The 25,457-nt window shown below is 37.4% G+C and carries 20 protein-coding genes; 4 read left to right on the top strand and 16 right to left on the bottom strand.

Features of this window, described 5'->3' with window-relative positions:
• Positions 1-60: 60 nt before the first annotated feature.
• Positions 61-1,059: a LacI family DNA-binding transcriptional regulator gene (locus HZI73_RS09735; protein WP_246552442.1), complete on the bottom strand. Its 999-nt coding sequence runs from the start codon at positions 1,057-1,059 to the stop codon at positions 61-63.
• A 99-nt stretch (positions 1,060-1,158) separates the two neighbouring features.
• Positions 1,159-1,635 (bottom strand): DUF1893 domain-containing protein, encoded by a 477-nt coding sequence (locus tag HZI73_RS09730; protein ID WP_212698052.1) that lies wholly within the window; start codon positions 1,633-1,635, stop codon positions 1,159-1,161.
• Between the two features lie 305 nt (positions 1,636-1,940).
• On the opposite strand from HZI73_RS09730, the gene HZI73_RS09725 reads away from it, so the two are divergent.
• From HZI73_RS09725 to HZI73_RS09715, 3 genes are all read left to right on the top strand, one after another.
• On the top strand, positions 1,941-4,517 hold the full coding sequence (locus HZI73_RS09725; protein WP_212698051.1) for a MerR family transcriptional regulator: 2,577 nt from the start codon (positions 1,941-1,943) through the stop codon (positions 4,515-4,517).
• Positions 4,518-4,707: 190 nt separating this feature from the next.
• Positions 4,708-5,637, top strand: a complete 930-nt coding sequence (locus tag HZI73_RS09720) for a 4Fe-4S binding protein (protein WP_212698050.1) — start codon at positions 4,708-4,710, stop codon at positions 5,635-5,637.
• Positions 5,619-6,053, top strand: coding sequence for a MarR family winged helix-turn-helix transcriptional regulator (locus HZI73_RS09715; protein ID WP_212698049.1), 435 nt, complete (start codon positions 5,619-5,621; stop codon positions 6,051-6,053). The genes HZI73_RS09720 and HZI73_RS09715 overlap by 19 nt, the downstream gene beginning before the upstream one ends.
• 113 nt (positions 6,054-6,166) lie before the next feature.
• On the opposite strand, the gene HZI73_RS09710 is transcribed toward HZI73_RS09715, so the two are convergent.
• The 3 genes from HZI73_RS09710 to HZI73_RS09700 all read right to left on the bottom strand — a co-directional run bounded on the left by HZI73_RS09710 (position 6,167) and on the right by HZI73_RS09700 (position 10,422).
• Positions 6,167-6,766 carry an acetate uptake transporter gene (locus tag HZI73_RS09710; protein WP_212698048.1) on the bottom strand — a complete coding sequence of 200 codons (600 nt, stop codon included), beginning with the start codon at positions 6,764-6,766 and terminating at the stop codon, positions 6,167-6,169.
• A 549-nt stretch (positions 6,767-7,315) separates the two neighbouring features.
• Positions 7,316-8,968 (bottom strand): hypothetical protein, encoded by a 1,653-nt coding sequence (locus HZI73_RS09705; RefSeq protein WP_212698047.1) that lies wholly within the window; start codon positions 8,966-8,968, stop codon positions 7,316-7,318.
• Between the two features lie 128 nt (positions 8,969-9,096).
• Positions 9,097-10,422, bottom strand: coding sequence for an MATE family efflux transporter (locus HZI73_RS09700; RefSeq protein WP_212698046.1), 1,326 nt, complete (start codon positions 10,420-10,422; stop codon positions 9,097-9,099).
• A 176-nt stretch (positions 10,423-10,598) separates the two neighbouring features.
• Between HZI73_RS09700 and HZI73_RS09695 the strand changes: the two genes are divergently transcribed.
• Positions 10,599-12,269, top strand: a complete 1,671-nt coding sequence (locus HZI73_RS09695; protein ID WP_246552441.1) for a Na+/H+ antiporter NhaC family protein — start codon at positions 10,599-10,601, stop codon at positions 12,267-12,269.
• A 119-nt stretch (positions 12,270-12,388) separates the two neighbouring features.
• On the opposite strand, the gene HZI73_RS09690 is transcribed toward HZI73_RS09695, so the two are convergent.
• The 11 genes from HZI73_RS09690 to HZI73_RS09640 all read right to left on the bottom strand — a co-directional run bounded on the left by HZI73_RS09690 (position 12,389) and on the right by HZI73_RS09640 (position 25,456).
• Positions 12,389-13,519 carry a hypothetical protein gene (locus HZI73_RS09690; protein WP_212698045.1) on the bottom strand — a complete coding sequence of 377 codons (1,131 nt, stop codon included), beginning with the start codon at positions 13,517-13,519 and terminating at the stop codon, positions 12,389-12,391.
• Positions 13,520-13,678: 159 nt separating this feature from the next.
• A complete protein-coding gene (locus tag HZI73_RS09685) occupies positions 13,679-14,332 on the bottom strand; it encodes a YiiX/YebB-like N1pC/P60 family cysteine hydrolase (protein ID WP_212698044.1) in 654 nt (217 codons plus the stop codon).
• A 321-nt stretch (positions 14,333-14,653) separates the two neighbouring features.
• A complete protein-coding gene (locus tag HZI73_RS09680) occupies positions 14,654-15,610 on the bottom strand; it encodes a DUF4846 domain-containing protein (protein ID WP_246552440.1) in 957 nt (318 codons plus the stop codon).
• A gap of 24 nt (positions 15,611-15,634) precedes the next feature.
• Complete coding sequence (locus HZI73_RS09675) at positions 15,635-16,987, bottom strand: TldD/PmbA family protein (RefSeq protein WP_212698043.1); 1,353 nt, start codon at positions 16,985-16,987, stop codon at positions 15,635-15,637.
• A gap of 1 nt (position 16,988) precedes the next feature.
• Positions 16,989-18,377 (bottom strand): TldD/PmbA family protein, encoded by a 1,389-nt coding sequence (locus HZI73_RS09670; protein ID WP_212698042.1) that lies wholly within the window; start codon positions 18,375-18,377, stop codon positions 16,989-16,991.
• Positions 18,378-18,458: 81 nt separating this feature from the next.
• Positions 18,459-19,205 (bottom strand): DUF4184 family protein, encoded by a 747-nt coding sequence (locus tag HZI73_RS09665; RefSeq protein WP_212698041.1) that lies wholly within the window; start codon positions 19,203-19,205, stop codon positions 18,459-18,461.
• A 128-nt stretch (positions 19,206-19,333) separates the two neighbouring features.
• On the bottom strand, positions 19,334-21,925 hold the full coding sequence (locus HZI73_RS09660) for a PEP/pyruvate-binding domain-containing protein (RefSeq protein WP_212698040.1): 2,592 nt from the start codon (positions 21,923-21,925) through the stop codon (positions 19,334-19,336).
• A 35-nt stretch (positions 21,926-21,960) separates the two neighbouring features.
• Positions 21,961-22,581 (bottom strand): TetR/AcrR family transcriptional regulator, encoded by a 621-nt coding sequence (locus HZI73_RS09655; protein WP_212698039.1) that lies wholly within the window; start codon positions 22,579-22,581, stop codon positions 21,961-21,963.
• A gap of 410 nt (positions 22,582-22,991) precedes the next feature.
• On the bottom strand, positions 22,992-23,777 hold the full coding sequence (locus tag HZI73_RS09650; protein ID WP_212698038.1) for a class I SAM-dependent methyltransferase: 786 nt from the start codon (positions 23,775-23,777) through the stop codon (positions 22,992-22,994).
• 56 nt (positions 23,778-23,833) lie between these two features.
• Entirely contained in the window at positions 23,834-24,643 is an 810-nt protein-coding gene (locus HZI73_RS09645) for an ABC transporter permease (protein WP_212698037.1), read from the bottom strand.
• Positions 24,644-24,646: 3 nt separating this feature from the next.
• On the bottom strand, positions 24,647-25,456 hold the full coding sequence (locus tag HZI73_RS09640; protein WP_212698036.1) for an ABC transporter permease: 810 nt from the start codon (positions 25,454-25,456) through the stop codon (positions 24,647-24,649).
• Position 25,457: the final 1 nt, after the last annotated feature.

Here is a 25,457-nt window from a genome sequence, read left to right as displayed (position 1 = left end):
CTATCTCAACATGTAGGCTTAGTAAAGAACCTTATATCATTTTTTTAGTGCTATAACCCTTTACAACTTTCTAATGGAATCACGTTCTACAATCTGTACGTTCATATAATACCGTTCTCCACTAGCACGGTTGTCATTAATCAAATCTAACAACTTGGCAGCACCTTTCTTACCCATCTCATCAACAGGACGTTTCACCGTTGTTAACCTTGGTGTTAAATACCCTGCGAACATGCTATCATCATAACCCATAATGGATATATCTTCTGGAATACGCAGTCCTTTTCTACTAACGGCATTGATGGCTCCCATGGCCATTTCATCGTTACTGCAAAAAACAGCTGTAGGTAAGACGTCACGTTCAAGAAGCCCCATCATTGCTTCATAACCACTCTCTGTACTATAGTCACCTCTAACTGCAAAGCCATCATATAATGGCAAATCATAGTGATGATGGGCATCCACATAGCCTTGTTTTCTTAACTGGGTTGAACGAAAATCTTCTTTCCCTTCAATGATGCCGATCTTACGATGTCCATTTTGAATAAGGTACTCGGTGGCATGAAACACACCTGTTCTATCATTAATGAGTATATTACATACAGGCATCTCCACTTCTCTATTAAGGACAACCATTGGAATCTGCCGCTCGTGCACTGTTGTTATAAATGCATCATCTGACTTACTCTGACTCATGATCACAATACCATCAAAATTCTTCTTACTAATTAAATGAAAATGACGGTAATCATCAATACCTCTAACCATCAGATTATACTCATCTCGAATCACTTTGTTAACACTTCTTACCACATCATAAAAAAAGGACACTGCTGTACCTTTATCCATGGTTGTAAAGAACAATCCAATATTATAAGACCGGTCCAGAACCAAACTCCTAGCACTGACATTAGGGCTGTACCCTAGTTCCATGGCTATGTCCCGTATTCTGACCTTTGTTTCGTCACTAATGGATTTGCTGTCATTTAAAGCCCTAGATACTGTTGAGTGGGCAACACCTGCTACCTTCGCAATATCTTTGATGGTTACACTCACCATTCATCACCTTATTTCTTCTTAATCATTACCCTACCAAACGCCGTCAACTAGCATTGCCCATTGAGTAGAGCATGTGTAATGGAGCATCAACTATTACGGTTAGCTTTTCATACCCTTTCTTAATTGTTCAAGTGTCTTAACAATCGCTTGATATGCTTCCTCAATGGTATCTATACCATCCACAGATGCCTCAATAGGGCAAGACCCTGTACCTGTTCGATTAACAATATAAGGGACTACTTTTTCATAAAACACATGTATACCATACTGATGGGCTAAATGTAATGCTTTTTCGCTAATAATAGGTGTTATGACTTCATGAGCCATACCTTTAATGGCTAATACCATAGCCCCTTTCCCCATAATCTTATCCTTAACGGTAATGGGCGAATAATCCTTATTTAAGGCTATATAATCCATAAGGGGTTTAACACCCTTATCCTTAGAACGAAAAACAACCTCCCCTTTATATTCAACCATACATGTCAAATCACCATGCTTAATATGCTCAATGATCCCCTTCATTTCTTCTGATAAATTAATTGCTCCCATAGCTGCACCTCGCTTGTCTATCATTATTCAATCTTTTCTTATGTGCTACTGATAAAGATATATTATTTATTGTACCATAACCATACAAGCATTGTAACCCATAAAAGAGCTATATCCCTTAGGAATTCCGAATAAAAAAGATGGATTTCTCTATTGACTTTGCCGCAGGGTCAAGTGATATGATAGACACATAGAACAAAAGAGGCTGTATGGTGTTTTACGAAGCTCGTTGTTTCGTTAAGAAAGTTTCTTAAGCGCCTATGAAAACGCTTCTATTGCATATGCTATGTTCGGAGAAATTTCTTATGAGATGAAGAAAGGAAAAGGTTATGGATTTAATTAAAATCACAGAATTATCAAAAAAGCTCAATATCTCATCCCGTAGCTTGCGTTATTATGAACAAGTGGGACTAATAAAAAGCATAAGACCAGACCATGAAAGATACCGGTATTTTGATAAACAGACAGTCGAACGGCTAAAACAGATTCTCATACTTCGTAAAATGCAAATACCCATAAAACATATTATTCACATTTATGAAAGTGACGATATGCGTACAGTTGTGAAAGTTTTTATGCACAAACTGGATGAAATTGATAACGATGTAAATGCTCTTTATAAGCTTCGTAAAATTGTGAACCGGTTTTTGGAAACCATGCATGAAAACGGCATTGATAAAATATCAGCACTGCCCTTATTATATGAGAAGATGGAAAAACAGCTTGATAGGCTAGAAGAAAACATACATCAACCCATCACTTACAAAGAAATTGATCTTCTATCGAAAGAATTACAAAAAAATATCGACATACGTATTGTCGAACTGCCTAAGATGCGGGTTTTATCCTCTTACTTAAAAGATACACATCTTACAGAATCTAATCCAGACAGTTTCTGGACATGGATCAATGAGCATGAACTTCCATTAGGCAAGGTCGGGAACCATGCCATGTTTGATTTTCAGAGTATGTCTAACCCTGAAGAATACCAAACAGTTACAATGATTGCCCTATCCAACGAATTTCATAATGACAGTCCCTATGAGGATTATCTGTTTGAAGGCGGTTTATTTGCTGTAGCCAGCACTTTTGTATATGACGGTCTAAGTGCTTGTCATGATCAAATCATTGAGCATTTTCATCATAATAAGTTCTATCAGGTTGATTATCAACATGATGGAACATTCCGTCATCCTTCACTTATTGAAACCGTACTATCACCAGATGGCAAAAACGATAAAGTGGATATCTTTGTACCCATTAAGAAACGTGTAGCGGATGATTCTCTTTTTGACCAAGTGATTATGATAGACGCCATCACCGTTGACCAAGTAGAAAAATCCAGCCCAATTCTTAAAAGTTACAACATTAACTTAGAGGATATCACACCTATTTTAAACCCTTCATACACAATCAACGAAGATGGTGAAGCTGAATACATCGCTTATATTGATAAACGTGTATTATCAACCAATATAAAACTTCCCATACCATTTCGAGTAGACATTACGTTTAGAGTTGATACGGCAAGTCTAAGACTATACCATGGCAAAGCAGCCATAGGGGTTAATGATGGTCATATATTTGATATGGGAGGGAATACAAAAGACCTCTATGTCTATACACCCGTGTTTGGCACTGAAGAAATATATAGCGATAAAATAAACATCAACAGGAACGGCTACAATACGTTAACTTGGATCGTCGGTGAACAATATTTTACGGTTATCCTAAACGGTGAAATTGTACATTGTGGCACCAATTATCCCTATATGCAGACAGTTAATAAGAAATTTGAACCCCATCCTGTTATCATCGGTTCCAGCTCTTATGATAAAGTTATTATCCGTTCCGTAAGGGTGTCAAAGGTTAAACAAAAGAAAAAAAATATAATAAAAGAAGGTGAATTGATCATGGCTGCACGACAAAGTAATAATACCCTACCTAACATTTATAATCTTGTCACATGGCACTATGGACAAAATTATGTTCTGAATGGTTGTATGGCCTATCTCATGGCATGTCTTGGTGAAAAAGACTATGATTATTGGTTCTTTTCTGGCGTTACAGGTGATAATCTAACACAGGTTTATGGTTTTAAATACGCTGATATGCATACGTGTTTATCAAAGGTTTTATTTAGCGAACCTTATATTCAAAAAATCTTTGATACATGCGGCTATGAGCAAACGTATGTTACAGAAAAACAGTTAAATGCAAATAAAGAAATGTTTCTTCAAACAGCCATGGCTTATATTGATAAAGGCATCCCTATTATAGCACGCATAAGCAATGAACCAGGATATGCAAGAATCATATGTGGCTATGAAGAATTTGGTAAAACATTACTTTACCTTGACGGTGATGATAAGGAAGCTAAGAAACAAAAGGTAGAAGGTGATATTAAAGAGGATTGGATATTTGTGGGTTCTAAAAAAGAAAATATTGAACTAGCCCAGATTTACAGAAAAGCCATTATGGGTATACCCAATCTCATCACAATGCCTAAGACTAATAATTGTACTTTTGGAGCACAAGCATTTCGTGATTGGGCAATGGATATTGAGCATGGTAGATTTGATGGTGTAACAGAAGATGCCTTCGACCAATGGCGGGATCATACTGTATATGTCTGCAACTATGCAACCAATTGCTGCTGCTATGAATTCCTAAATAGAGCAATAGCACATAATCCTGATATGACATTCATAAAAGATATCCAAGACATCTATGACAATCAAAAACTGGTGATCATGGAAAAAATGAAAAAAGTAGGTGGTGATTTTAACGTAACCCTTCCTACACTCAAAGACCGTGAGAAACGAAAAAAAATAGCTATGGTATTAAGAGAATTTGCCGCTTCGTATGATGATATACTGGCGATTTTCAATCAAATAAATACATGATATACAGCATACCACTTAGAGGGACTATCAAAAAAATATTTTGGTAGCCCCTTTTTATCCTTGATCCACATCCTTCATGTGAGCTACTTGATACGCTTAATAGTTGACTGGTTAACTAATCCATGTTATGATAGATACATGATATAGTTAACCAGCTAACTAATTAAACCTTATAAGAGGAGTGTTTCCCATGAAGCCACCAAAAATGCCAACACTTAATCCTGATGATATTAAGAATTTAGAGGTTATACCTGCTGGAAAAGATGCAAGAATGGGACTGAGTGTTCCAGAAATTGTCATGACCTATGGGGGGCTGAAAGGCATGCCCTCACGTAAAAGCTTAAGCAAGACGACCATGGCCAAATTAATGTATGAAATGAAAAAATCCTATACGTCCATTACCAAAAATCCAAAAAACTATAAAACAACCATGGATGATGCCACCTTACAAGAACTGCAAACATACATCCGAAAATATCCTATCGATGATATAGGTTTTACCACCGTAGACCCTAATTTAATATTTAAAGATCGGGTTATTTTACATCAGCATGCCATTGTGCTTATTATGGAAATGAAAAAAAATAAGATCGACACAGCCCCATCCCCTGATGCCCAGAGAGAAATTATGCGAACCTATTATGAACTGGGAAGAGTGGCTAATAAGATTTGTGACTTTCTAAGAAAAAGAGGTTATAGTGCTCAAGCAGGTCCTGCCCTTGGAGGGGATGTAAATTATCCAAGACTTGCTGAAAAAGCCGGTTTAGGTGCTATTGGTAAACACGGTTTACTGATTCATCCAGTATATGGCCCAAGTCTTCGAATTGGCGCCGTTTACACCAGTATAGAAAATTTACCCATAACAGATGAGAATGAGCATCTATGGCTTCAGTCTTTTTGTTCAACCTGTAAACAATGTGTTAAGAAATGTCCAGCAAATGCCATCTACAATGAAGATATCATCCATCCTGATGGTTCTCGTACAGCAACAGATTATAAGCTATGTGCTGTACCATTTGCTCAACAGTATGGCTGTACGCTCTGTGTTAAAAATTGTATCTTCTATAAAGGGGATTATCATAAGTTAAGGAGTAAACTTCAATGCGAACATTTGACGTAGGAAAAAATATCAGGTTAATGTCAAGAAATATTAAGCATTTTACCAGTCATCTATTACAGGAATACGACCTCAATGAAGGTCAACTGGAGTACTTTCTCATGATTTATAAACATCATGGCATTAATCAAAAAGAACTAGCTGACATCATGTATGTCAGTAAAGCAAGCGTGACAAAAGCCATTAAAAAATTACTTACTATTGGTTTAATTAAGCGCATTAAGAATGAAGATGACCACCGACATTATGGTTTATTTGTATCTGAAAAAGGTACAGAACTGACAAAGCAATTTCATGATTATGAAGCAAGATTGGCCCAGGTGATGTTTAAAAATATCAGCCAAGAAGAAATAGAAACCCTGAATTCTATCATCACCCGCATGACAGAAAATAGTAAGGATTTAAAATCTACTTTTTAAACCTTATGGTCGCTATAATATATAAAATAATAAGGGGCAGTCTCATAAAAGCAAAGCTATTGGTTCCATGGTTTGCAACGATTATTTGCTTTACTGAGACAGCTCCTTTTATCTTATTTAAAAATACCAAATGGTTTACCAACTGGTAAAAATACTTTATTAAAATGATTGTTAAGTACTGCCGCTGCTGAACCATAAAATGATAAGAGCGCCACAATCAATTCGGAATAGGCAGCAAGATAGTGCCCAAAATGTGGAGCAAGACCTAATGTGCTAAGGGATAAACCTAGAAATAAAAAATCAATAAATAGAAAAATAAGAAATAAAACTTTATGTACTTCCATTGCTCCAAGGGTCATAAAGACAGTAAATATAAAATACCCTACAAAAGCAAAACCTAATTGTTTGATATCTGCTGATAAGGCTAATTGCTTCCCTAATACACCTTTTCCAATGAGCCATGTTAAGGCTACTCCAAACCAGAAAAAACCATAGCCTGCAAAAGCAGTTGCCCCAAAAACATTGTTTTTCTTAGCATCTTGTATGGACGCATAGAATTGTGCCAAAGCTCCCAAAAAAATAGCCCAAGGAATCACATAAGATACACCTGTCGTGATGCCTAATTTTTGTGATGAAGCCACCAGTGTTACAATTGCTAATCCAAATAATCCAATTGCTGTTGGATCAGCCACTACCATTTTACGTTCATTCATGACGATGTCCTCCAAAAAGTTTTTTTACAGCTAAATTTGAGTATATCAAATTCACAGCATGAAGTCAATACATGGATTAAGTATATACTATCATAGCTCTCCCCTTTAAAACAGAATATGCCATATTTTCGTAAATACCTTTGCTTTAATCTTTATTTATGGCTAGTAGCTTCAAGGTATTCTAGGTGTTACTTTTCCTTTCTCTTAATCGTCCTGTAGTTGTTGTCTTACTTTTTATCCTTTACTTCCTTGACCACCCTCACTTTTTCCCGATTTGCCACAAACATCCTACTAGCCTAGTAGATAGAAGATAGGTGTCTTAAAGTTGTGATTTTTAAAAGCGTCTTAGTAAAGCTTAGTAAGTGGAAGAAGTCTTTCCGTTAAGAAGCTTATTTGTCTGACCGTAGGGAGTTATAAGCTTTAGGAAATACTTCTGGAACGAACTCTAGCTTTTCTTAGACGCTTTTAACATGAACACCTTTAAGACACCTATCTTCTATCTACGAACGTCTTGTCCTTATAACAAATCCTTTCATAAACTACCACAACCTATTCTTTTATATACCCATTATCCTCAGCCCATTTCTCCTTAGACTCCAATATCGCCATATAATCCCTTGGTACTTCACCATACACTTTTTCCAGATAATATTTCCCCCGATTAAGATCATTATAAGTCACTAATGGATAGTCATCTTTTATAAACCTTCCATCTTCTGTAACACAATAATATAAATCGCCATGGGGTCTTATCCAGCGATCTTTCGTCTCCATAATACTCGTTAAAAATTCCTCTGCCAAATCAAAAGCTTCCTGGTTCTCATATAACAAATGATAGCGATAGAGCACCGTCATTTCTTCCAACATATGATTCAATGAACAATGGGGCTTCACTGTATATTCGCCATTTTCATTCATATAATCTGCTACAAATAGATGACCATCCACATAAAAACCATGATCCTTGACATAATCCATAAAAAAGGCAAAATATTTATCAATAACACCTTTCACTTGATCATCTGGATAGATTTTTTGCATATGCAGCAAGGAACTGATGGTATCCGTATTAAAACGTGTATCATAAAAATTATCCTCTATCCCATAATCGTCATAAAGCCATTCTGACTTAGGCTCCGTTGGTATGTAATGTTTACCGTTAAAGCGTTCCATATAGGTATACATAAGGCTAATCCCATTAGTCTTGAAGATACTGCCTTTACCCATTACCCAATAACAAGCACGCATGTGTAAAGCACTAGGCGTACGATAAAAATCATCGTCTGCCCTAGGCTCATAATTGTCAGGGTTCTCATAATACACCCCATCAGCCCACATAAATTTTTCATTAGCTAAATCCATGACGGATAACGTATCCAAGTTAAGCTTATTGTCCTTATCGTCAACTAAATCTTCAAGAGATACCATACCCTCTACTTTCGTTGCATACCCTTCCTTAACCGGTAACCGATATTGATACAAGGTTTTATCACCAAACATCAGTTGAATACCCTGTGTCATTTTTTGGACAGACACCACTGTCCTGCCAAGAGGTTTTTCTAAGAATACCCGGCCTAATCGTATATGATGACCTTCACCGTCAATGTAATTAACCGTATTTGGTAAGGCCGTATCTTCGTAAATGATTTCATGATTTAAGTGCAGCTTTTTTTCTTCATACACGCCTTTTAAAACCTGTAATTCATCACACCCATCAGCTTCTAACTGAAAAATGATATGGTTACTCTCCTGACTATAGGGTTTGTAAGCTACATAATATATCAAACCGCTGTTATAAACGTGATGCATGGTTAGTTCAATTTCACCATAGTTTTTTGATAAATCATAACGATATGTATAGACGCTCATGTATGTATAAGCTAATTTTTCTTCTCCTACCCTAACGGGGTTAAGTGCTTGTCCGTGGTCACCTCGTAATAATAGCTGGTAATCTATTTGTTTATCTTGATTTAAATCCAGTTCAATGATGCATTGAGTGTCCTCTGTCACTGTAGTGATGGTGGGATCCATGACACGTCTTATGATTTGCTCTTTATCAGGGTCACCATTCGCATCATCTACCACAGAATGACTGGCTGTTATGTTCCTCTTATTCATGGAGATGGTTGCTATATTAAAGATAACAATGATGACGATACATAAAAAAACAACCAAAACTAAGAGGCTTTTTTTGTGAAACATCCTGCTCCTCCTCTTTCTAAATGTGCAACTGTTCAATTTATATCATGATGGACTAACCTCTTTATTATAGCGTATATCAAAGACTTATTTGCACTTGTAACACGGTTGTAATGATAAATTAATATGCCTTACGAATGGTTGATAAGCCGATATTTAGCCATATCAACCCGTCTGAAATAAGTGAAAAATACCGACGTAATGATCACTTCAGGTAATAAAAATCCTATGGCTATGCCATCCACCCGAAACAAATAAATCATCATAAAACTACTAACAGGAATGAGAACTAATGTACGAAGGGCAGCAATAGCAAGTGATTCTAAGGGACGGTTGATGGCTGTGTAGAATAAAATCACCTGTATACCCACACAGGAACCAATAAAAGCTATACCAACACCCACATACATACGAAATGCAACAGGTACAAGGGTTGGGTCATCCATAAGATAGGGTAGCAAAAAGTAGACAACAGGTATTAAGAGTACATACATGATGACACCGTATAATAGGCTTCTTTTCAAGGAGTACGTCAACATTTCTTTTAATTCTTGATAACGTGCTCCACCAAATAGCTGTGACGTTATGGGCTGTAAGCCAACTTGTGAACCCACATAAATTTTGGTGATATAAACCGTAAATAGTGTAACGGCAGCAAATGCTTCCAGATAGTTGTGAGGTAGGAATTTCAAAATGGATTGATTTACCACGTAGACCATAATAGCATCTGTAAAAACAGAAAGAAAATCACTGCTTCCATTATAGATCATTTCAAGAAATGGACGTAAATGAGCCTTAGGCAACACAAAACTTATCACTTTGGCACGATGCAAAAAATAATGGATATCAATACCTAGATGAAAGATATGACTAATCAATGTGGCTAATGCTAATCCACTCACACCCATGGAAAAAACAATAACAAAAAGAACATTTAAACCTAAATTGACAATCATGCTGATAATATTTACATAGAAGGTATACTTGGGTGCGCCATCATTTAACATGAGTTTGTCTAGGACAATGGCAATAATTTGAGGCATGAAGCTGATGCCAAGTATGCGTAAATAGGTGGTTGCCACTTGATGATATTCACCTGTCGCACCAAGTAATGTAGCAAAACCGCTTGCAAAAACAGATGTGACAATGGCAAGAAGGATACCAATGATGGTGATAATGATCACAGTATAGCTTGCAAAATCATTGGCTTTATCCTTATGGCCTTTTCCCAACAAATACCCTATATATGAACCTAAGCCAGAAGAAAATAAAGTAGCTAATGCAATGACAAATATAACCAAAGGCATAAGTAAAGCTAATGATGCTAGCACCACTGAACTAATAAATGCGGCAGCAATGATATTATCAGCATTAGCCGCAACAGATAAAATAACCTTGGTTGTAATCACACGATTGCTATATTCTTTATACCGTTTTTGATAGATTGCTTTACTCATAAGTCACCTCTATATGTTGTCCATTGGCGTTTCTTTAACCATATGATTATCCATTCTTTAGTATGGCATCTTTGGTATAAAATCATGCATTTATTCGCATTTATTTCAGCTACATACCATATATATATTACAAGACTGCTCGTTCGTCTCATCATTTTTTTGAGGGAGGTTTTATCGTGAAAAGACTGAACAAGATTTTTTTCATCATTGTTGTGGTTCTCGGTATTGGATTATCCATGATTGCACCTCATTATGTCGATAATCCAGGAAACGGTTTTCAGGGATGGTCACTTATCCCACCTATCTTTGCTATCTTACTTGCTTTTGTTTCCCGCCAAGTTATTCTATCCTTATTCCTTGGAATTTTTTCAGGGGTTTTGATGGTTCAAGGCGGTAATCTGTTTGACTCATTTTTGCGCACTTTAGACACTTACTTACTTGGCAGTTTAGCTGATAGCTGGAATGCGGCTATTATCTTTTTTACACTTTCTATTGGTGGTATGGCTGGTATTATCGCAAGAGCTGGTGGTACAAAAGCCGTTGCAAACTGGCTGGCTAGAAAAGCAAAATCAGCAAGAACAGCTCAAGTTTCCACCATATTTGCTGGTCTGTTCATCTTCTTTGATGACTACGCCAATACATTAATTGTTGGCCCTACCATGCGTCCTATGACAGATAAGATGAAAGTATCGCGAGAAAAATTAGCCTATATTGTGGATTCAACAGCTGCTCCTATTGTGGGCTTAGCTTGTATTTCCACTTGGGTAGGTTATGAAATTGGTCTGTTCTCTCAAACCTTTACCAAATTAGGTGTAGAAACCAACTTCTTTACCCTCTTTTTAAAAACAGTACCTTATACGTTCTATAATATTTTTGCCATTGTTTTGGTTTTCTCTATTGCACTTTGGCGCAGGGATTACGGTCCTATGTACAAGGCTGAGAGACGTGCCTTTTTAACTGGAAAAGTGCTTTCAAACACAGCATCACCTATGTCTAACCTGGATACGCAAGCTGAGCAAGTAAAAGATGGTGTTAAGTTAAAAGTTTCCACTGCTCTTATACCTATTCTTACACTCATCTTTTCAGCATTTGCCGCCTTATGGTATAACGGGTATACTGCTGTAGCCGTTGATGGTATTGCTTGGTATCAAATGTCGGATTGTTTTGGAGCTGCTGACCCTTCTATTTCACTCATATGGGCAGCTATCTTTGCAAGTATCGTTGCTGGTGTGGTTGCCTTATTTAATAAGTCTATGAATCTGGGAGAAGTCTTTGATTCATGGGTTGAAGGTTGTAAATCACTCTTTATTACTGCTGTCATCTTGGTTCTAGCTTGGTCCATTGGCTCCATTGTTTCAGAACTTGGCACAGCTGATTTCCTTGTTTCCTATGTAACCGAAAGTATTTCATCCATCTTCTTACCAATCATTGTATTCTTTATTTCTTGTTTAGTCGCTTTTGCAACAGGTACATCATGGGGAACCATGGCCATTGTTATCCCCCTTGCTGTCCCTATCGCTGCAAGTTACATCAATGGTGACCCTGCTTCGTCGGTACTTGTACTTTCCACATTAAGTGCTGTATTATCCGGTTCTATTTTCGGTGACCATTGTTCGCCTATCTCCGATACAACAATTATGTCCTCTATGTCATCCGGTGCTGACCATATGGATCATGTGAAGACTCAGATTCCCTATGCACTAACCGGTGCTGCCTTTACAGTTATTGGTTATCTCATTATTGGTTTATCACAATCCTTATGGAGTACTATTCTTGCCTTACTGGTTGGCTTAGTGGGTATTATTGCTGTTGTTCGCTTCCTTGGAAAACCTGTAGAAAAATCATAAGTAGTCCGTTAACCATGCCATAGAAACGGGGCTGTCTCATAAAAGCAACTATTGTTAACTTTTATGAACAGCCCCTATAATATCTTGTCAAATGCTATTACACTTGATGAATATATCCATTAAGGCATCATAAAAAAACCAGAGACATAATAATACTCTTTTTCATCTTTCATTGTATAGATTTCTTTCTCATGAACCTTTTTAAAACTATTATCGCCAATGTTATACGTATACATTTTCTTACCATCTATGGTATAAAGCGTTTCCTCATGAATGGCTATCTGTGCCAACTGATGCCTGAAATCGTAGATTTCGGTGGTGTTTAGAATAGGGTCATAGATGGATAATTGGCTCCCCTCTCCTTGAACCAGATTGTAATGGGATATGTAGAGTTTGTCTTGATGTTCTAGGATTTGGAAAGGATAGGTGCTTAGGAGGGGTATACTTGTCATACGATGTTCTTTCATATGAAATTGACTAAGAGTTGTAGAAGGTATCTCACCTCTTGTTTGATCATATTTCAATGCATTAGTAAAGTATAGATAGTCTTCCACGGTGAGGGAACCTAATTGGTCTTGTCCTTCCTCCGTTAAATCAACTGTCTTTTCCAGTATGAGCTTTATGGGGTCAATGATATAGAGATATGACTGCATTTCCCCCTTAGCATCATCGCCAAACCCAAAAGCGCATAATTTATCTTGATAACAATCAATCTTACCTATAAACACTTTCCCCATATCTAAGGTACGCAGCACCTTGTCAGCCTTACTAACTTGACTAATCAAGGATTGATGGTTCCGTGTATTGGCAGAATATACATAGTCTTCATCCACACAAAAACTATTAATCTGAGGTTGCTTCATATCGTATGTCTTATGCTTACCATCTGATAAATCCACTTCTAGTATAATGGTTAAATCTTTGATACTCGCTATGCCTCTTGGTACCACATATAAATAGCCATCATGAACTTTTGGTAAATCGAAGTAAGACCCCATGGAGCCAAAGGGTAACTCCAACGTATCTTGTTGGACCAACGTTTTACTGTAAAAGGTTATCTTGCTCTTGTTATGTTGTCCTGTTGTTTCAATAACACCTAAAAATGGCTTGCTCTTTAAAGCGTTAGAAGGTGATTTTGCCTGGGAACAACCTGTTAACAGCATGATGACTAGCAAGATTATGAGGAACGTAAGCATTCGAATGGTCATGTGCATCTTCTCCTTTTTCCCTAATCCTCTCATGTTTTTCATGTATGACAACACATCTAATTTTTTTATCCATTATCTGCATGGAAGATGCAGGACTATCCCATGGCAGTTGCTATGTTCTATAAGTATATGCATGACCATTGCGATAATCCTACATTCAATGATGCTTCATGCTATTGAATACGATTTTTTATCTGCTGGTTACTTGGTATAGATTGTGTAGGTCTTACTGGTATTAACCAGCTCCATAGGATGTACTGCTGATAGATAGGCTGTTGTATCCAAATCAATGTTAAACAAATCTTTATAGGCAGCATACACAAGTTGTGAACAGTAAAATCGACTTCGGGTCCACTTATCTGGATAATTAAAATTATAAGGTTTACCTATCTGGTTATAACACCAACTGGCTGCTTGACTGTCTTGAGCCGAGGTTGTTCCATGGGTTGTTACGCCATAACATGTATCTCTGGTTGTTTGCCAGTCATTTCTACCTGTTACAACACCGCCTGTTAAGGATTCTACCACTGTTGTTGATGTCCATACAATCGCTGCATGACCTAGAGGGATTAGATCCTTGTATTTATCTGCTGTTACTAAGATAACCCCTCTTCGTGTAGGATAGGTGTTGGGGTCTGTTTTGCCTCTTACGACACCATTGCTGAGAGGCTTATCTGCATATACCTTTTGAGAACGAGCTAATGCCCATCCTTGTTCTAACTCCTGTTCATCAAATCTGAACACTTGTTTTGCAGTTACTTGTTCATTTTCTGCTGCAAATACCGTTGATGACCATATTAAGCTAAATCCCAAAACGAGCGTTAAGATGACTTTACTACAAGATCTTTTTCTCATTGAATCATCCTCCTAGAATTATCATTGTACGACGTACTTACTCATGAGTTGTAACACGTCATAACCTATAAGGTTACTCACTTTTAACGAGCTTGGTTCAAAAGATAAAATAGTGTCACTTATAAACGAATTCGCTTAATATAATATATTCTCTTTTTATTTAATTAGAAGTCTATTCTAAGTTCACCATATTTTGTTTTTTTATTTTAAATAAGTTCCTTGCTTTTTCTCTTTTTTATATTTATCCTTATCAACAAAATATTACTATAAAAAAAGGCTACCCGAAATTGGACAACCTTTTTGTTAATTGTTATCTATATGTTAATCTTCTGTAAACCGTTTTAAATCCTCTTTGGAAAATGTCCACTCTGGCGTGATAATTTGTTCGCTTTCTTCAATAGGATACCATGGACTATACTCATTATTAGGATTGCATAGTATTTGAATATCCTGTGCTGGCATATAACTCTGAGCTAACATATACAGCTTTTTCCCCTCATCATTACTTGCCATATCCACAACAATAACAGTATGACCAGGACTGCCACCCTGTATCAGCACATCCCCTATTGCCATCTCCGTCATATCCACTGATTCTAACTCTTGTTCAAGGGATAGGGTTCCTGCATAAACAAAAACCAGATTCATATACCGTCTAAAATCTTCATAGGTATTGGACGCTGCATGACTTTTGGTATAACTGGTTTTATTGCCTTCTATACGTACACGATAACCATCCATCCATTTACTATAATCTACCCGAAAACCGTTGGTGAAGTTAAAATGAATCTTGCTATATGCACCCATTCCGTAGAGGTATTCCCCTCGCAGACGCATGACTGCATCTGCACATTGCTGTAAGTTTCTCTCACCAATATCCATATCCACTACAGCTTCATAGACACCTGAAAGATTCTTCGTGCGCCCATCATGATACAATACCTTTGAACCATGCTCTTTCAATGGCAGCTTTCTAAGATAAGCACCAAAGGAATCCTCCTTGACTGTTATACGGGTAAAATCCTTTGGTACATGAAAGCGGTCGAGAATCGTCATCCCTTCTGGTTGTATGATATCCATTTCTTCTTGATTTTCATTGCCCTCTTCACCCAGAATATTGTCATCTTCCATGTTGGATGTATCCGGTTTTACTTCTTGATCTTCTTGTTGATTTAGAAGATCCGGAGCATGATTGCTTATGTTTTCACTTTCATAGCTATCCACGCATGCTGTCAAACATAAAACGCTTACGACTATGACTACAATAATATTTTTCACACAATTCACCCTTATTCTTTTGTTTTATTTACCTGAGATGGATAAGCTCTTAATACGCAATGATGGTGACCCAATATAACCTGATCCTGGCAAAGCAAATATCAAATCCGTCCCCACCTGGGTAATATCTGATAATAGCTCAAGATAATTGCCAGCCATGGTGATTTGATTAATGGGACGACAAATCTTACCTCCTGCCACTTCATAGCCTGAAGCAGAAATAGAAAAATCGCCAGAGATTGTATTAATCCCTGCATGAAGCCCCTGCACATCACTGATAATAATCCCATAATCCATCTCTTTCATCATAGCTTCATAATCCATGGAGCCTTTTTGAATATATAAATTACTTGGAGCAATATTAACAGCACCTTTATATGAACCTCGATAAGCATTACCAGTAGATGCCACACCGTCTTTATGAGCTGTTTTTAGATTATGCAAATAAGTGGTCAATGTACCCTGATCCACAAGTTTTTTGCAAGTTGTTGCAACACCTTCTGCATCAAAAGCACTTGACCATATACCATCTTCCATAAAAGGGTCATCCACGATGGTGATACAGGAATCTGCTATTTGCTCCCTTAACTTACCCTTTAATAAGGATAAATCTTTGTGAACATTATCTGCAGAAAACATGGGTGCATAAGCTTTTAAGATGCTTGCTGATGCTTCTGCTTTTAGTATAACGGGGTAATGTCCCGATTCAATGGACGTAGCTCCTAACATGGATATTCCCTTATCCACAGCTTTTTTTGCAATCTTATGGTAATCCAGCTTGCTATAATCATTGGTCACCATAAAATAAGCCCCTGTTTTGACATCTTCATTTTCCTTTACAATAACCGATAAGTAGGCAATGAACACATTGGATCTATCCGTAAGATTTAAGCCCTTGCTATTAATGATTTGAAGATGGTCCTTAGCGGAATTTAATAGACAGTAATTAACCGTATCCACACGTTTATCATAACCATAAGCCGTCTCTTCCATTTGTTTCGCAAAGGCAATTCTTGCTTCATTAGAAACAGTCTCACAACTTCCATGATAATGGTCAACATCTTGATATATATCCCCTGTCCCGTGTATATATTCTTGGTCATCATGATCCAGAATAATAGCATTGTCTCTCGCTTGATCCACCAGCATGTGTACGGCATTTTCATCCAGTTTCTCTGTATAAGCATACCCTATCTTACCTTGGCATAATCCTCTAAAAGAGAGGCCTTCGTCTTCAGATATAGCATATTTGGTGATGTCACCTTTGAATGTCATGATATCCAGATTTTGAGTACCTTGGGTATAGACTTCCATTTCCTCAAAACCAGCTGACTTACCTTCTTGAAACAACTTCTCTATAAACACTTTTTTATGCATACTATTTACCATCCCTTCCACCAACCGTTATGTCACTAACCCGTATAGTCGGCTGTCCTACATTGGTTGGTATATTGCCACTGATGGAACCACACATGCCTTGACCATGATCCAAATCCTTGCCAACCTTATCAATCTTCTTCAATATTTCAGGTCCGTTTCCAATGATGGTTGCGCCACGAATAGGTTTAATTATTTTACCATTCTTGATCATATAGCCCTCCCGTACAGCGAAGTTAAAATCACCTGTAGCAGTATTCACCGAACCACCACCGAGATGTTTGGCATATAACCCATAGGCTGTATCTGCAATAATCGCTTCTGTTGTGGAATGCCCTTTGGCAATATAGGTATTGGTCATACGTGATGTTGGTGCAAAACGATAGCTCTGTCTTCTACCTGATCCTGTAGGTGACATGTTCATCCGCCGAGCATTTAATTTATCAATCATATAACCTTTTAAAATCCCTTTTTCAATGAGTACATTTTTTTGCATGCTGGCTCCTTCATCATCAATATTCATGGAGCCCCAAGCATTAGGGATTGTGCCGTCATCAATGGCTGTCACCAGTGGGGATGCAACCTGCTCACCTATCTTATCTGTGAAGACAGATGTTTTCTTTGCAACAGATGTTGCTTCTAAACCATGACCACAAGCTTCGTGAAACAATACCCCACCAAAATGATTGCCAATAATAACAGGCATTTTACCACTTGGCGCATAACCAGCTTCTACCATGGTTTTTGCCATACGGGCGCTGTCTTTAGCAATATAGTCGATATCCATATCTTCTAATAACTCACAACCCACATGAGCACCTGGCGAATGCACACCCGTCTGCATCTCTGTACCTTTTGTGGCAATGGCTTGAAAAACTATCCTCGATCTCACACGGGTATCTTCTATGCATACACCTTCCGTATTGGCAATAAGCACATGCTGAGTGCCTTCCAAATAAGTCACTTTACCTTGGGTAATCATTGGGTCATAATTAATCATGGCATCATAACCTTGTCGCATGAACTGTACTTTTCTAAGCTTTGGTACAGAATCAGGCATCAGCCTAATAGGATGAGATGTTATCACTTTATCCTCTCTTAAGTCCAGCACCTGACACACATGGCTGTTGTTTATCGCTAAGGCTGCCTCTCTGGCAACTTTCATTAGATTCTCTCTGGATGCGTTATTTGTATAAGCATACACACTTGCTAAGTCATTGAAAATCCGTATACCAACACCAAAATCCTTACCGGAAAGACTCTGTTCAATCTTTCCTCCAACGAGGGTCATATGACCATTATCCCTTTCTTCAATAAATAGCTCAGCAAAGTCTCCACCTGTTGTTACGGCTGCTGTTAATACATCTGTGATTAAAGCTTTACTCAACACATTCATTCCTCCTCACTAATCTCCATATGATTTTATTAGAACAAAGCGACTACGTCGCGTCTTGCGAAGCAAGTTGTTACATTAGGAAAGTATCTTATATTTTTTTCTCATACCAATGGACATGATACATATACCTATGAAAACACCGTTAATCGTATAAACGATTAAGTTGCCTAACAGTATATGACTTTTTATCATGTGCATGATCAATAAGGTAAGGCAAGTTATAAGTAAAACCCCTCCCCAGTAGATGACTTTCTGCATGCTTGGTACGTAGGTATTCTTATGTGTTAACTGACTATTGTTGATGCCCATGTAATAGACAAACAACACAATTGCAATTAAACCTATCAGTGAGCTGCCTGACTGTAACAGGCTGTATATAGGTATGCCCAGGAAACTACGCTGTAACAAAGGTATTCTCTGGGCAAAATAACTTGTGCCATGGGTAAAAGAGTCCCATAGAAGATGACTAAAACAGCCGGCTATACCTGAGTAGATAACAACCAACCATCGCTTCCATGTGTTCAGTCGCCACCGTTCGATGGTCAATGGATAATACCAATGATTAAGTGGTGCTGGCAGATGGCGAACAAGAGGTCGCTTAATGATGTAATGAAACACCATGGCTAATATCAAGATCACAGGAAGGTTATAATAAAATTGTGCTGCTATAGTATGACCAACAGTGCGTATAATTCTAAACCGATAATAGTATTCAAAATCAGGTGCCATAGCCCCTAAAAAAAGAGCTGTAAAGTCAATGTATGGATTTTTTTTAAAACCAAATGGAAGCACGATTGCTGGATGAGCAAGTGTAAAAGGCATTTTATCCCCTCCGTTCTACATCATGTATAGCTATATCTATATGCCTCATTTATGATGTTATCCCAATGTGTTATCTTTTATCTATTATAGCATAGGGATCGTTATGGTTACATTAAAAGTCCATGAGATTACGTATTCTGTTTTGCTTTCTGAATGATTTTAACAATACCACTGGAGCCATCCACTTCCAGCATATCCCCATCTTGAATAATCTTCTGAGCATTGTACACACCACTGACACAGGGAATGCCATACTCTCGTGCAATGATTGCACCATGCTGAAGGGGTCCTCCAACCTCTAAGACAACACCTGCTGCATTGATAAAGATAGGGGTCCAAGCTGGCTCAGTCGTTTTAGTAACCAGAATTTCTCCTGGCTCAAGAGGTTTTTCATAGGGTTCATGTAATACTTTAGCTCTTCCTTTTATCATACCCGGTGCTATGGGATAACCGATGATATCACCTTTCTTGCCTTTCCTAATAGAACGGTATATTTTTCCTCGGCTATCTAAAATATTAGGCCATTCCTTGACATGCTCAACCAGCTTACAGGGTGCTAGATTTTCTTTTCTGACTGCCATCAAGGGATAGGTTGGATCAGATTGACCTTTTGCTATCTGTGTTATATGCAGATCGAAGATCTGCTCTTTCAGTTGCAAGCGTCCTTCCTGCACAAAACCTTCACCTAGCTTCAAAGCAATATGGCGAAGTTTGGCTACTGCAAATACAAAGTTATACTTTGGTTCTTCTCTGAAGCCAAAACTACCTTGGTAGATATCCGCATACTTTATAAACTTCTTTGCAAAGCCTTTTTCTTTAGCTATAGTCAGCAATTGATTATAGGCTTCTTCACGTCTCTGCTTAACATTTAGCAGCTGATTGGTTTCAATATTAATGGCTTTAAGCTGTTGGAAGAGATCTTCAGGCCTCTCATAGGCTCTAGGGGATGCAATATCAATTTCCTTAAAACCTCTAAAGCCGTAAAGACGCATATAGCGATGGTAATCTTTTAAAAAGGCTTCTGAATATTCTCTGTTCTTGATACGCCTCGAGAATTCTTCACATGATCTAGTACCCTGAATCTCCTCATAAGAAGCTAATTTAAACATATAATGTCCCATGGCACTGGTCTTATTATCATCCAGATCCATACCCAGTGAAATGACTAGATCTTCAATATCTTCTCCTTTAAACAATTTTTTTATTTTATTTAGAGCTACCATCCCCGTCACAATGATACTAAAAGAACGAAGCATTTTAACAAGATAATTCAGTCCTCCATTAACAAAGGCGTCAAAGGGCTTATCACCTTCCAAAAATGCTTCAATCTGCATACGGCTTTCTTCTGAAACAGCCCTATATTCTTGACTCAATTTTTTATAATTAACCAACAGGGCTTTCAAGGTAGATGAGCCTATTTGAAAGAAATATAACATAAGTCCTATCTTGACCTTCTTCATCTTATGTGTTTTTTTCCTAGGTAGATAATCCTTCTGAATATCAATGGAATCAAGAATCGCCCTAGTGGGTCCATCGTAGGAAGCATACATCTTATTAACTGCCTTGATACCAAGCCCCTTAACCAGATTAGATAAGTGAATGTACTGCCTGCCGTGAAGGGCAATAAGACCTCCATCAACACCAATGGGTACCACGTCACCTTTAGCAAGTTCAAAAGTCTTAGCCCATATATCCGCTCCAAGAATAGATAGACAATCCGTAAACCCTTGTGTTAAACCCATCATATCCATATAGAGGTACTTCTCTTTACCTGGCTTTGTCATCATCTCCGGAAACAGGGGGAAATAGGTGGTGATGGGCCTCACCTGAAGCAGATATAGTGTATTTCCCTCATAAGCCCATTCAATATCCATCGGTAGACCATAATGGTTTTCACATTTGGCAATAAGTCCTGTCACTTCCATAACCTGCTGGTCCGATAGAGCCTGCTTAGTGTCAAGACGATTATACCTTTCTACCGTACCACCATTTTCGTTTAACCATAATCCCATGCTTTTCGTACTAATCTTCTTATCCAGTATGATATGCTTGACTTTTTCAACGATATAGGTATCCGGCGTAACCATACCAGATACAATGGTTTCACCTAACCCAAAACTGGCATTAATCATCGCTTCATCATAACAGTTATTTTCTGGGTTTATGGAAAAACCTATACCGCTAATATCCGATGGAATCTGTCTCTGTATGATAATGGCTATATTGGCATGTTCAAGATTCATCTTATTTCGATTTTTATATTCTATGACACGATAATCAAACAAGGATGAAAAAACCTTAGCAACACTTGCTTCAACAGCTTCTGGCTTCATACCTAATATGGTATCATACATACCGGCAAAGCTCGTGTCCTCAAGATCTTCGTCTGGTGATGATGAACGAACAGCATATAGAGGCCCCTTCATATTTGCCATAGCCTTATTTATGGCATTTTGCTGCTTTTTGGTAAAGGTTAATTTGGCGGCGGTTTCCTTCAGGGAATGGCATTTATCTGCTGTAGGCTCTTTCAAGAGGCTCAGCCACATAGAGGAACACTTCATCTTAGTCAACCATGGTGAAAAAAATGAAACAGATAATGCAATACCTTCAGGTACGTTAAAGCCTGCCTTGGTCATTTCTATCAAAGAGCTGGCTTTTCCTCCTACTTCTGACACCTTTGGGACCTTATGAGCTGTAAAATCATAAATCATCCTAATCATCCTCTCCTATCCTATCTACACCTTCATGCACCTTTCTATTTATAGAAAACCTCTTTCAAAAACTCAATATAGTCTTCTAATCGCGTAAACATCTCTTCTAATTGGGGCTGCATATTTCCAACTATTATTTTTTGCTGGTATTCTTCACTATATTTTGCTATGGTCCATCTTATGACATCAATAGCCATATGGATGTCTATTCCTTCTTTGAACACACTAATATCAATGTTCTCATTGTAAAGGGATTTACGAATATCCTTCAGCTGATCAATCATGATCTTCTTCTCACCGGCTATGTTATCGCTCTTGGCATGTTTAACACAAAATTCAAGCATATATGGATACCGTTGAAAGATATCCCATTTAAATCGTACTGTTTGCCGAATTCTGCTCAATATATCAATTTCTTCCCAGTCAACATTTTTATTGAATGCATCCAGCATAACTGTTAATGAGAACGCCATTAAAAAATCAAAAAGCTCCTGTTTATCCTTAAAATGATGATACATTAATCCTCGTGATACTTGTGCTGCTTTGACAATATTATTGGTAGATGCTTTATCAAATGCATTTTTGCTAAACTCTTCAAAGGCACAGTTAATGATACGATTGACTTTATCACTCTGTACATCAATATCTCTAAATTTTTTATGCATAATCATAACTTCCTTTCTTGAAACCGACAGATTCTGTCTGTATCCATTATATGCCAACCGACAGAAGTTGTCAATGCCATACATCCCTTAACTTGGTTTTATTTATAACTACTACTTTACCTTTTATATAGAGATTAAATGGTGTATAGGCTACAGCTACGCTTTATTTGGCTGGCTAGTGACACAAAAAAATCATATATCTTGATGATAAATGATTTTACGGCTTGTTGTCATGTCTTATAAACAGATAAAGGCAACAAACTTAACGAAAGCATCTTATCATGATATATGATTTACTATAGGCCATTGTATTTCCACACCTTTAACAGCCTAAGACTTACACTATCTAGAAGTCTCATGGTACAATTCTGCCATGTCAATACAATGGTATAGATAAATAACGACAAACGTTATATTCTTTTTATAATAGCAACCACATCCGTATGGGGATAATGTACATGATAATTAGATACCGTAGGTTGCCTGTAAAAATCTATGGATTCAATTTCAAGCTTATTTGAAATACTGTTAACCAGATGGCTTGAAAAACTGTTGGGATTGAAGCACCATACAATGCCATCAAGCATCGTGTTATTCATAAAGCCATGATCGGTTGTATCATACAACCCTATGGGATCAATAATGATGATGGTCCCATGAGGCTTTAAGAGTCTTTCACACTCTAATAATGCTCTTTTATGATTCTTAATATGATGAAAACATCTGGCAAATATAATGATATCAACGCTATGGTCTTCTAAAGGCGTGTTGTATATGTTGGCATGCATATAGGTATCAAATCGTTTTTTCCTCTTGCCATATGCCAAAGCTTTTTTATTCAAATCCAAATTAATAAATCTTATATCCGACCTTTTCCTGTATCTTTTGTTCAAAAGCCCAGTCCCACACCCTACCTGCAAGACATTCCCCTTCATGGGAGGAAGTATATCGTATAGCCTGCCAAACATTGGATAATTCCAATATAAAATGGATAGCTCATAGAGTAAAGGATGCTTTTCTAAGAGACCAACCAGGACGCTTTTATAAAGGGGATTCTCCTTGATCTTTTTTTTATAGTCCATTCTATTGAAGAATAAAAAAGGAAGAATAGGCAACAAACATACCATATACACTAAAACTAAAATGGGTAATGCAGCTCTAAACAGTATTCCTTTTGCGTTTATATTCTTGAACATTCAACCACCATCCTCATCCTATTTTATTGTATTAAATCCATCAATCCAGCTGAGAGCTAACTGCTTGCACTTGTGTAGTTTTTTATGGCTTTTTTCCATATTAATCGGGTGATGGTAAAAAATACAAAGGGTGCCACAATGGCCCATAGGATGTGAATGGTCTCCAATCTTCCCAGTAGAAAGAGAGGGGAAAAGTTGGATACAAGAAATATGGGTATAACAAATGTACCAATGTTTTTAATGGTTTTATTGTAAATATCCATGGGCATGTTATTGAAATCCCAAGCTGTTTCTGTAATACGGACTAACCCTGACGTGGATATGAGCCAAAAGGAACATAAAACAGGGATTAAAAAAACCGAGTAGGTAATCAAGATACCAATAATGGTAAAACCAATGAAGCCCAAAATATGCGCCAAAGTAACGGGGATGCCTGTTTTATGCCAACCAATAATAATCAATACAAACCCTCCAATGATGTTCGGTATGGGCATGGCATAGTTGAGATGACGAAGGGTTGCCATAAATTGAAGGGAAACCGGTTTTGTCATCAACAAATCAAGAGAACCATCCCTTACGTAATTGGGTATGAGGACAAAATTGGTGTAAAAAGTCATAAAGATACCCGTCATCATCACATACGTCCCAATGAACATGAGTATGGCATCCGGTGCCATGCCATTAATGGTGACACCTGTTTGATAGACAACAATGGCATATAAAAATTTAGCAAGAAAGTATCCGATTTCAACTAAGATACCTGCTGCAAAGTTGGCTCGATATTCCATTTGTGATATTAATGAATTTTTTGCAAATACAAGATACAAATCCACGTATCTTTTTATGTTTTTGATTATATTACCCATGGCTCACCCTCCAACAGCAATGTACTTTTTTCGTCCTGCTTCCCATAGCTTTATCGCCAACAGGAGCATAAGCACAATCCATATGCACTGGGTTAATAGGCCTGAAAAAGCATTAGCTATATTAAGCTTTTCGTTCAAAATGTTAACAGGAAACTGAATGGTATATTTAAAGGGAAGCACATTCACTACACGGATAAACGTTTCTCCGAATATGTCCAGTGGAAATATACCACCGCTAATAATAATAAAGATGATATTAATCGTACCAAATAATAACGATACTTCACTTAGCCAGAATGCCAGCATACCCATACAGAAGTAAATTAGAAAATTTAAAAAGATGGCAAAGAAAACAGCTAACAAAAATAGGAACACCCGATCAACCTGAGTGCTGAACCCAAACAAATGATTGACCACAAAACAAATGATGGCAATAATAGTGAATAAAATAACCGAGGAAAAAATTTTTGTACCCATAAAACAAGATAATCTGTACGTGAAATAATTGATTGGTTTTACAATGTATTTATTCAAATCACCATTTTTTATATCGCTGTTTATTTCATATTCAAAGCCTGTCCCAACCAGCCTTGTGACAATGCTTGCCAACAACGTGTATAAAATAAGCTGTGTATAAGAGTAGCCATAGACATGATTCCCCCCAGTAGAATTAAAAATGGCTGTCCACATGAATATCTGAATCATGATGGGAAAAACACTACTCAACAAACCTAATAGGAAATCCAATCTGTATTCCATGGCGTTTTGTATACCAAGAATAAATGCATGTTTATATTTAGCGAACATGGTCATC

This window comes from Vallitalea pronyensis, assembly GCF_018141445.1.
Taxonomy (GTDB): Bacteria; Bacillota; Clostridia; order Lachnospirales; family Vallitaleaceae; genus Vallitalea; species Vallitalea pronyensis.
The sequence above is the reverse complement of the archived record's forward strand: the minus strand, read 5'-3'. Positions and strand labels throughout refer to the sequence as shown.

Bases quoted from the DNA above. Each gene is read 5' to 3' on its own strand.
- HZI73_RS09735 (WP_246552442.1), bottom strand. From the start codon at position 1,059: ATGGTGAGTGTAACCATCAAAGATATTGCGAAGGTAGCAGGTGTTGCC.
- HZI73_RS09730 (WP_212698052.1), bottom strand. From the start codon at position 1,635: ATGATAGACAAGCGAGGTGCAGCTATGGGAGCAATTAATTTATCAGAA.
- HZI73_RS09725 (WP_212698051.1), top strand. From the start codon at position 1,941: ATGGATTTAATTAAAATCACAGAATTATCAAAAAAGCTCAATATCTCA.
- HZI73_RS09720 (WP_212698050.1), top strand. From the start codon at position 4,708: ATGAAGCCACCAAAAATGCCAACACTTAATCCTGATGATATTAAGAAT.
- HZI73_RS09715 (WP_212698049.1), top strand. From the start codon at position 5,619: ATGCGAACATTTGACGTAGGAAAAAATATCAGGTTAATGTCAAGAAAT.
- HZI73_RS09710 (WP_212698048.1), bottom strand. From the start codon at position 6,766: ATGAATGAACGTAAAATGGTAGTGGCTGATCCAACAGCAATTGGATTA.
- HZI73_RS09705 (WP_212698047.1), bottom strand. From the start codon at position 8,968: ATGTTTCACAAAAAAAGCCTCTTAGTTTTGGTTGTTTTTTTATGTATC.
- HZI73_RS09700 (WP_212698046.1), bottom strand. From the start codon at position 10,422: ATGAGTAAAGCAATCTATCAAAAACGGTATAAAGAATATAGCAATCGT.
- HZI73_RS09690 (WP_212698045.1), bottom strand. From the start codon at position 13,519: ATGAAAAACATGAGAGGATTAGGGAAAAAGGAGAAGATGCACATGACC.
- HZI73_RS09685 (WP_212698044.1), bottom strand. From the start codon at position 14,332: ATGAGAAAAAGATCTTGTAGTAAAGTCATCTTAACGCTCGTTTTGGGA.
- HZI73_RS09675 (WP_212698043.1), bottom strand. From the start codon at position 16,987: ATGCATAAAAAAGTGTTTATAGAGAAGTTGTTTCAAGAAGGTAAGTCA.
- HZI73_RS09665 (WP_212698041.1), bottom strand. From the start codon at position 19,205: ATGCCTTTTACACTTGCTCATCCAGCAATCGTGCTTCCATTTGGTTTT.
- HZI73_RS09660 (WP_212698040.1), bottom strand. From the start codon at position 21,925: ATGATTAGGATGATTTATGATTTTACAGCTCATAAGGTCCCAAAGGTG.
- HZI73_RS09655 (WP_212698039.1), bottom strand. From the start codon at position 22,581: ATGCATAAAAAATTTAGAGATATTGATGTACAGAGTGATAAAGTCAAT.
- HZI73_RS09650 (WP_212698038.1), bottom strand. From the start codon at position 23,777: ATGTTCAAGAATATAAACGCAAAAGGAATACTGTTTAGAGCTGCATTA.
- HZI73_RS09645 (WP_212698037.1), bottom strand. From the start codon at position 24,643: ATGGGTAATATAATCAAAAACATAAAAAGATACGTGGATTTGTATCTT.
- HZI73_RS09640 (WP_212698036.1), bottom strand. From the start codon at position 25,456: ATGACCATGTTCGCTAAATATAAACATGCATTTATTCTTGGTATACAA.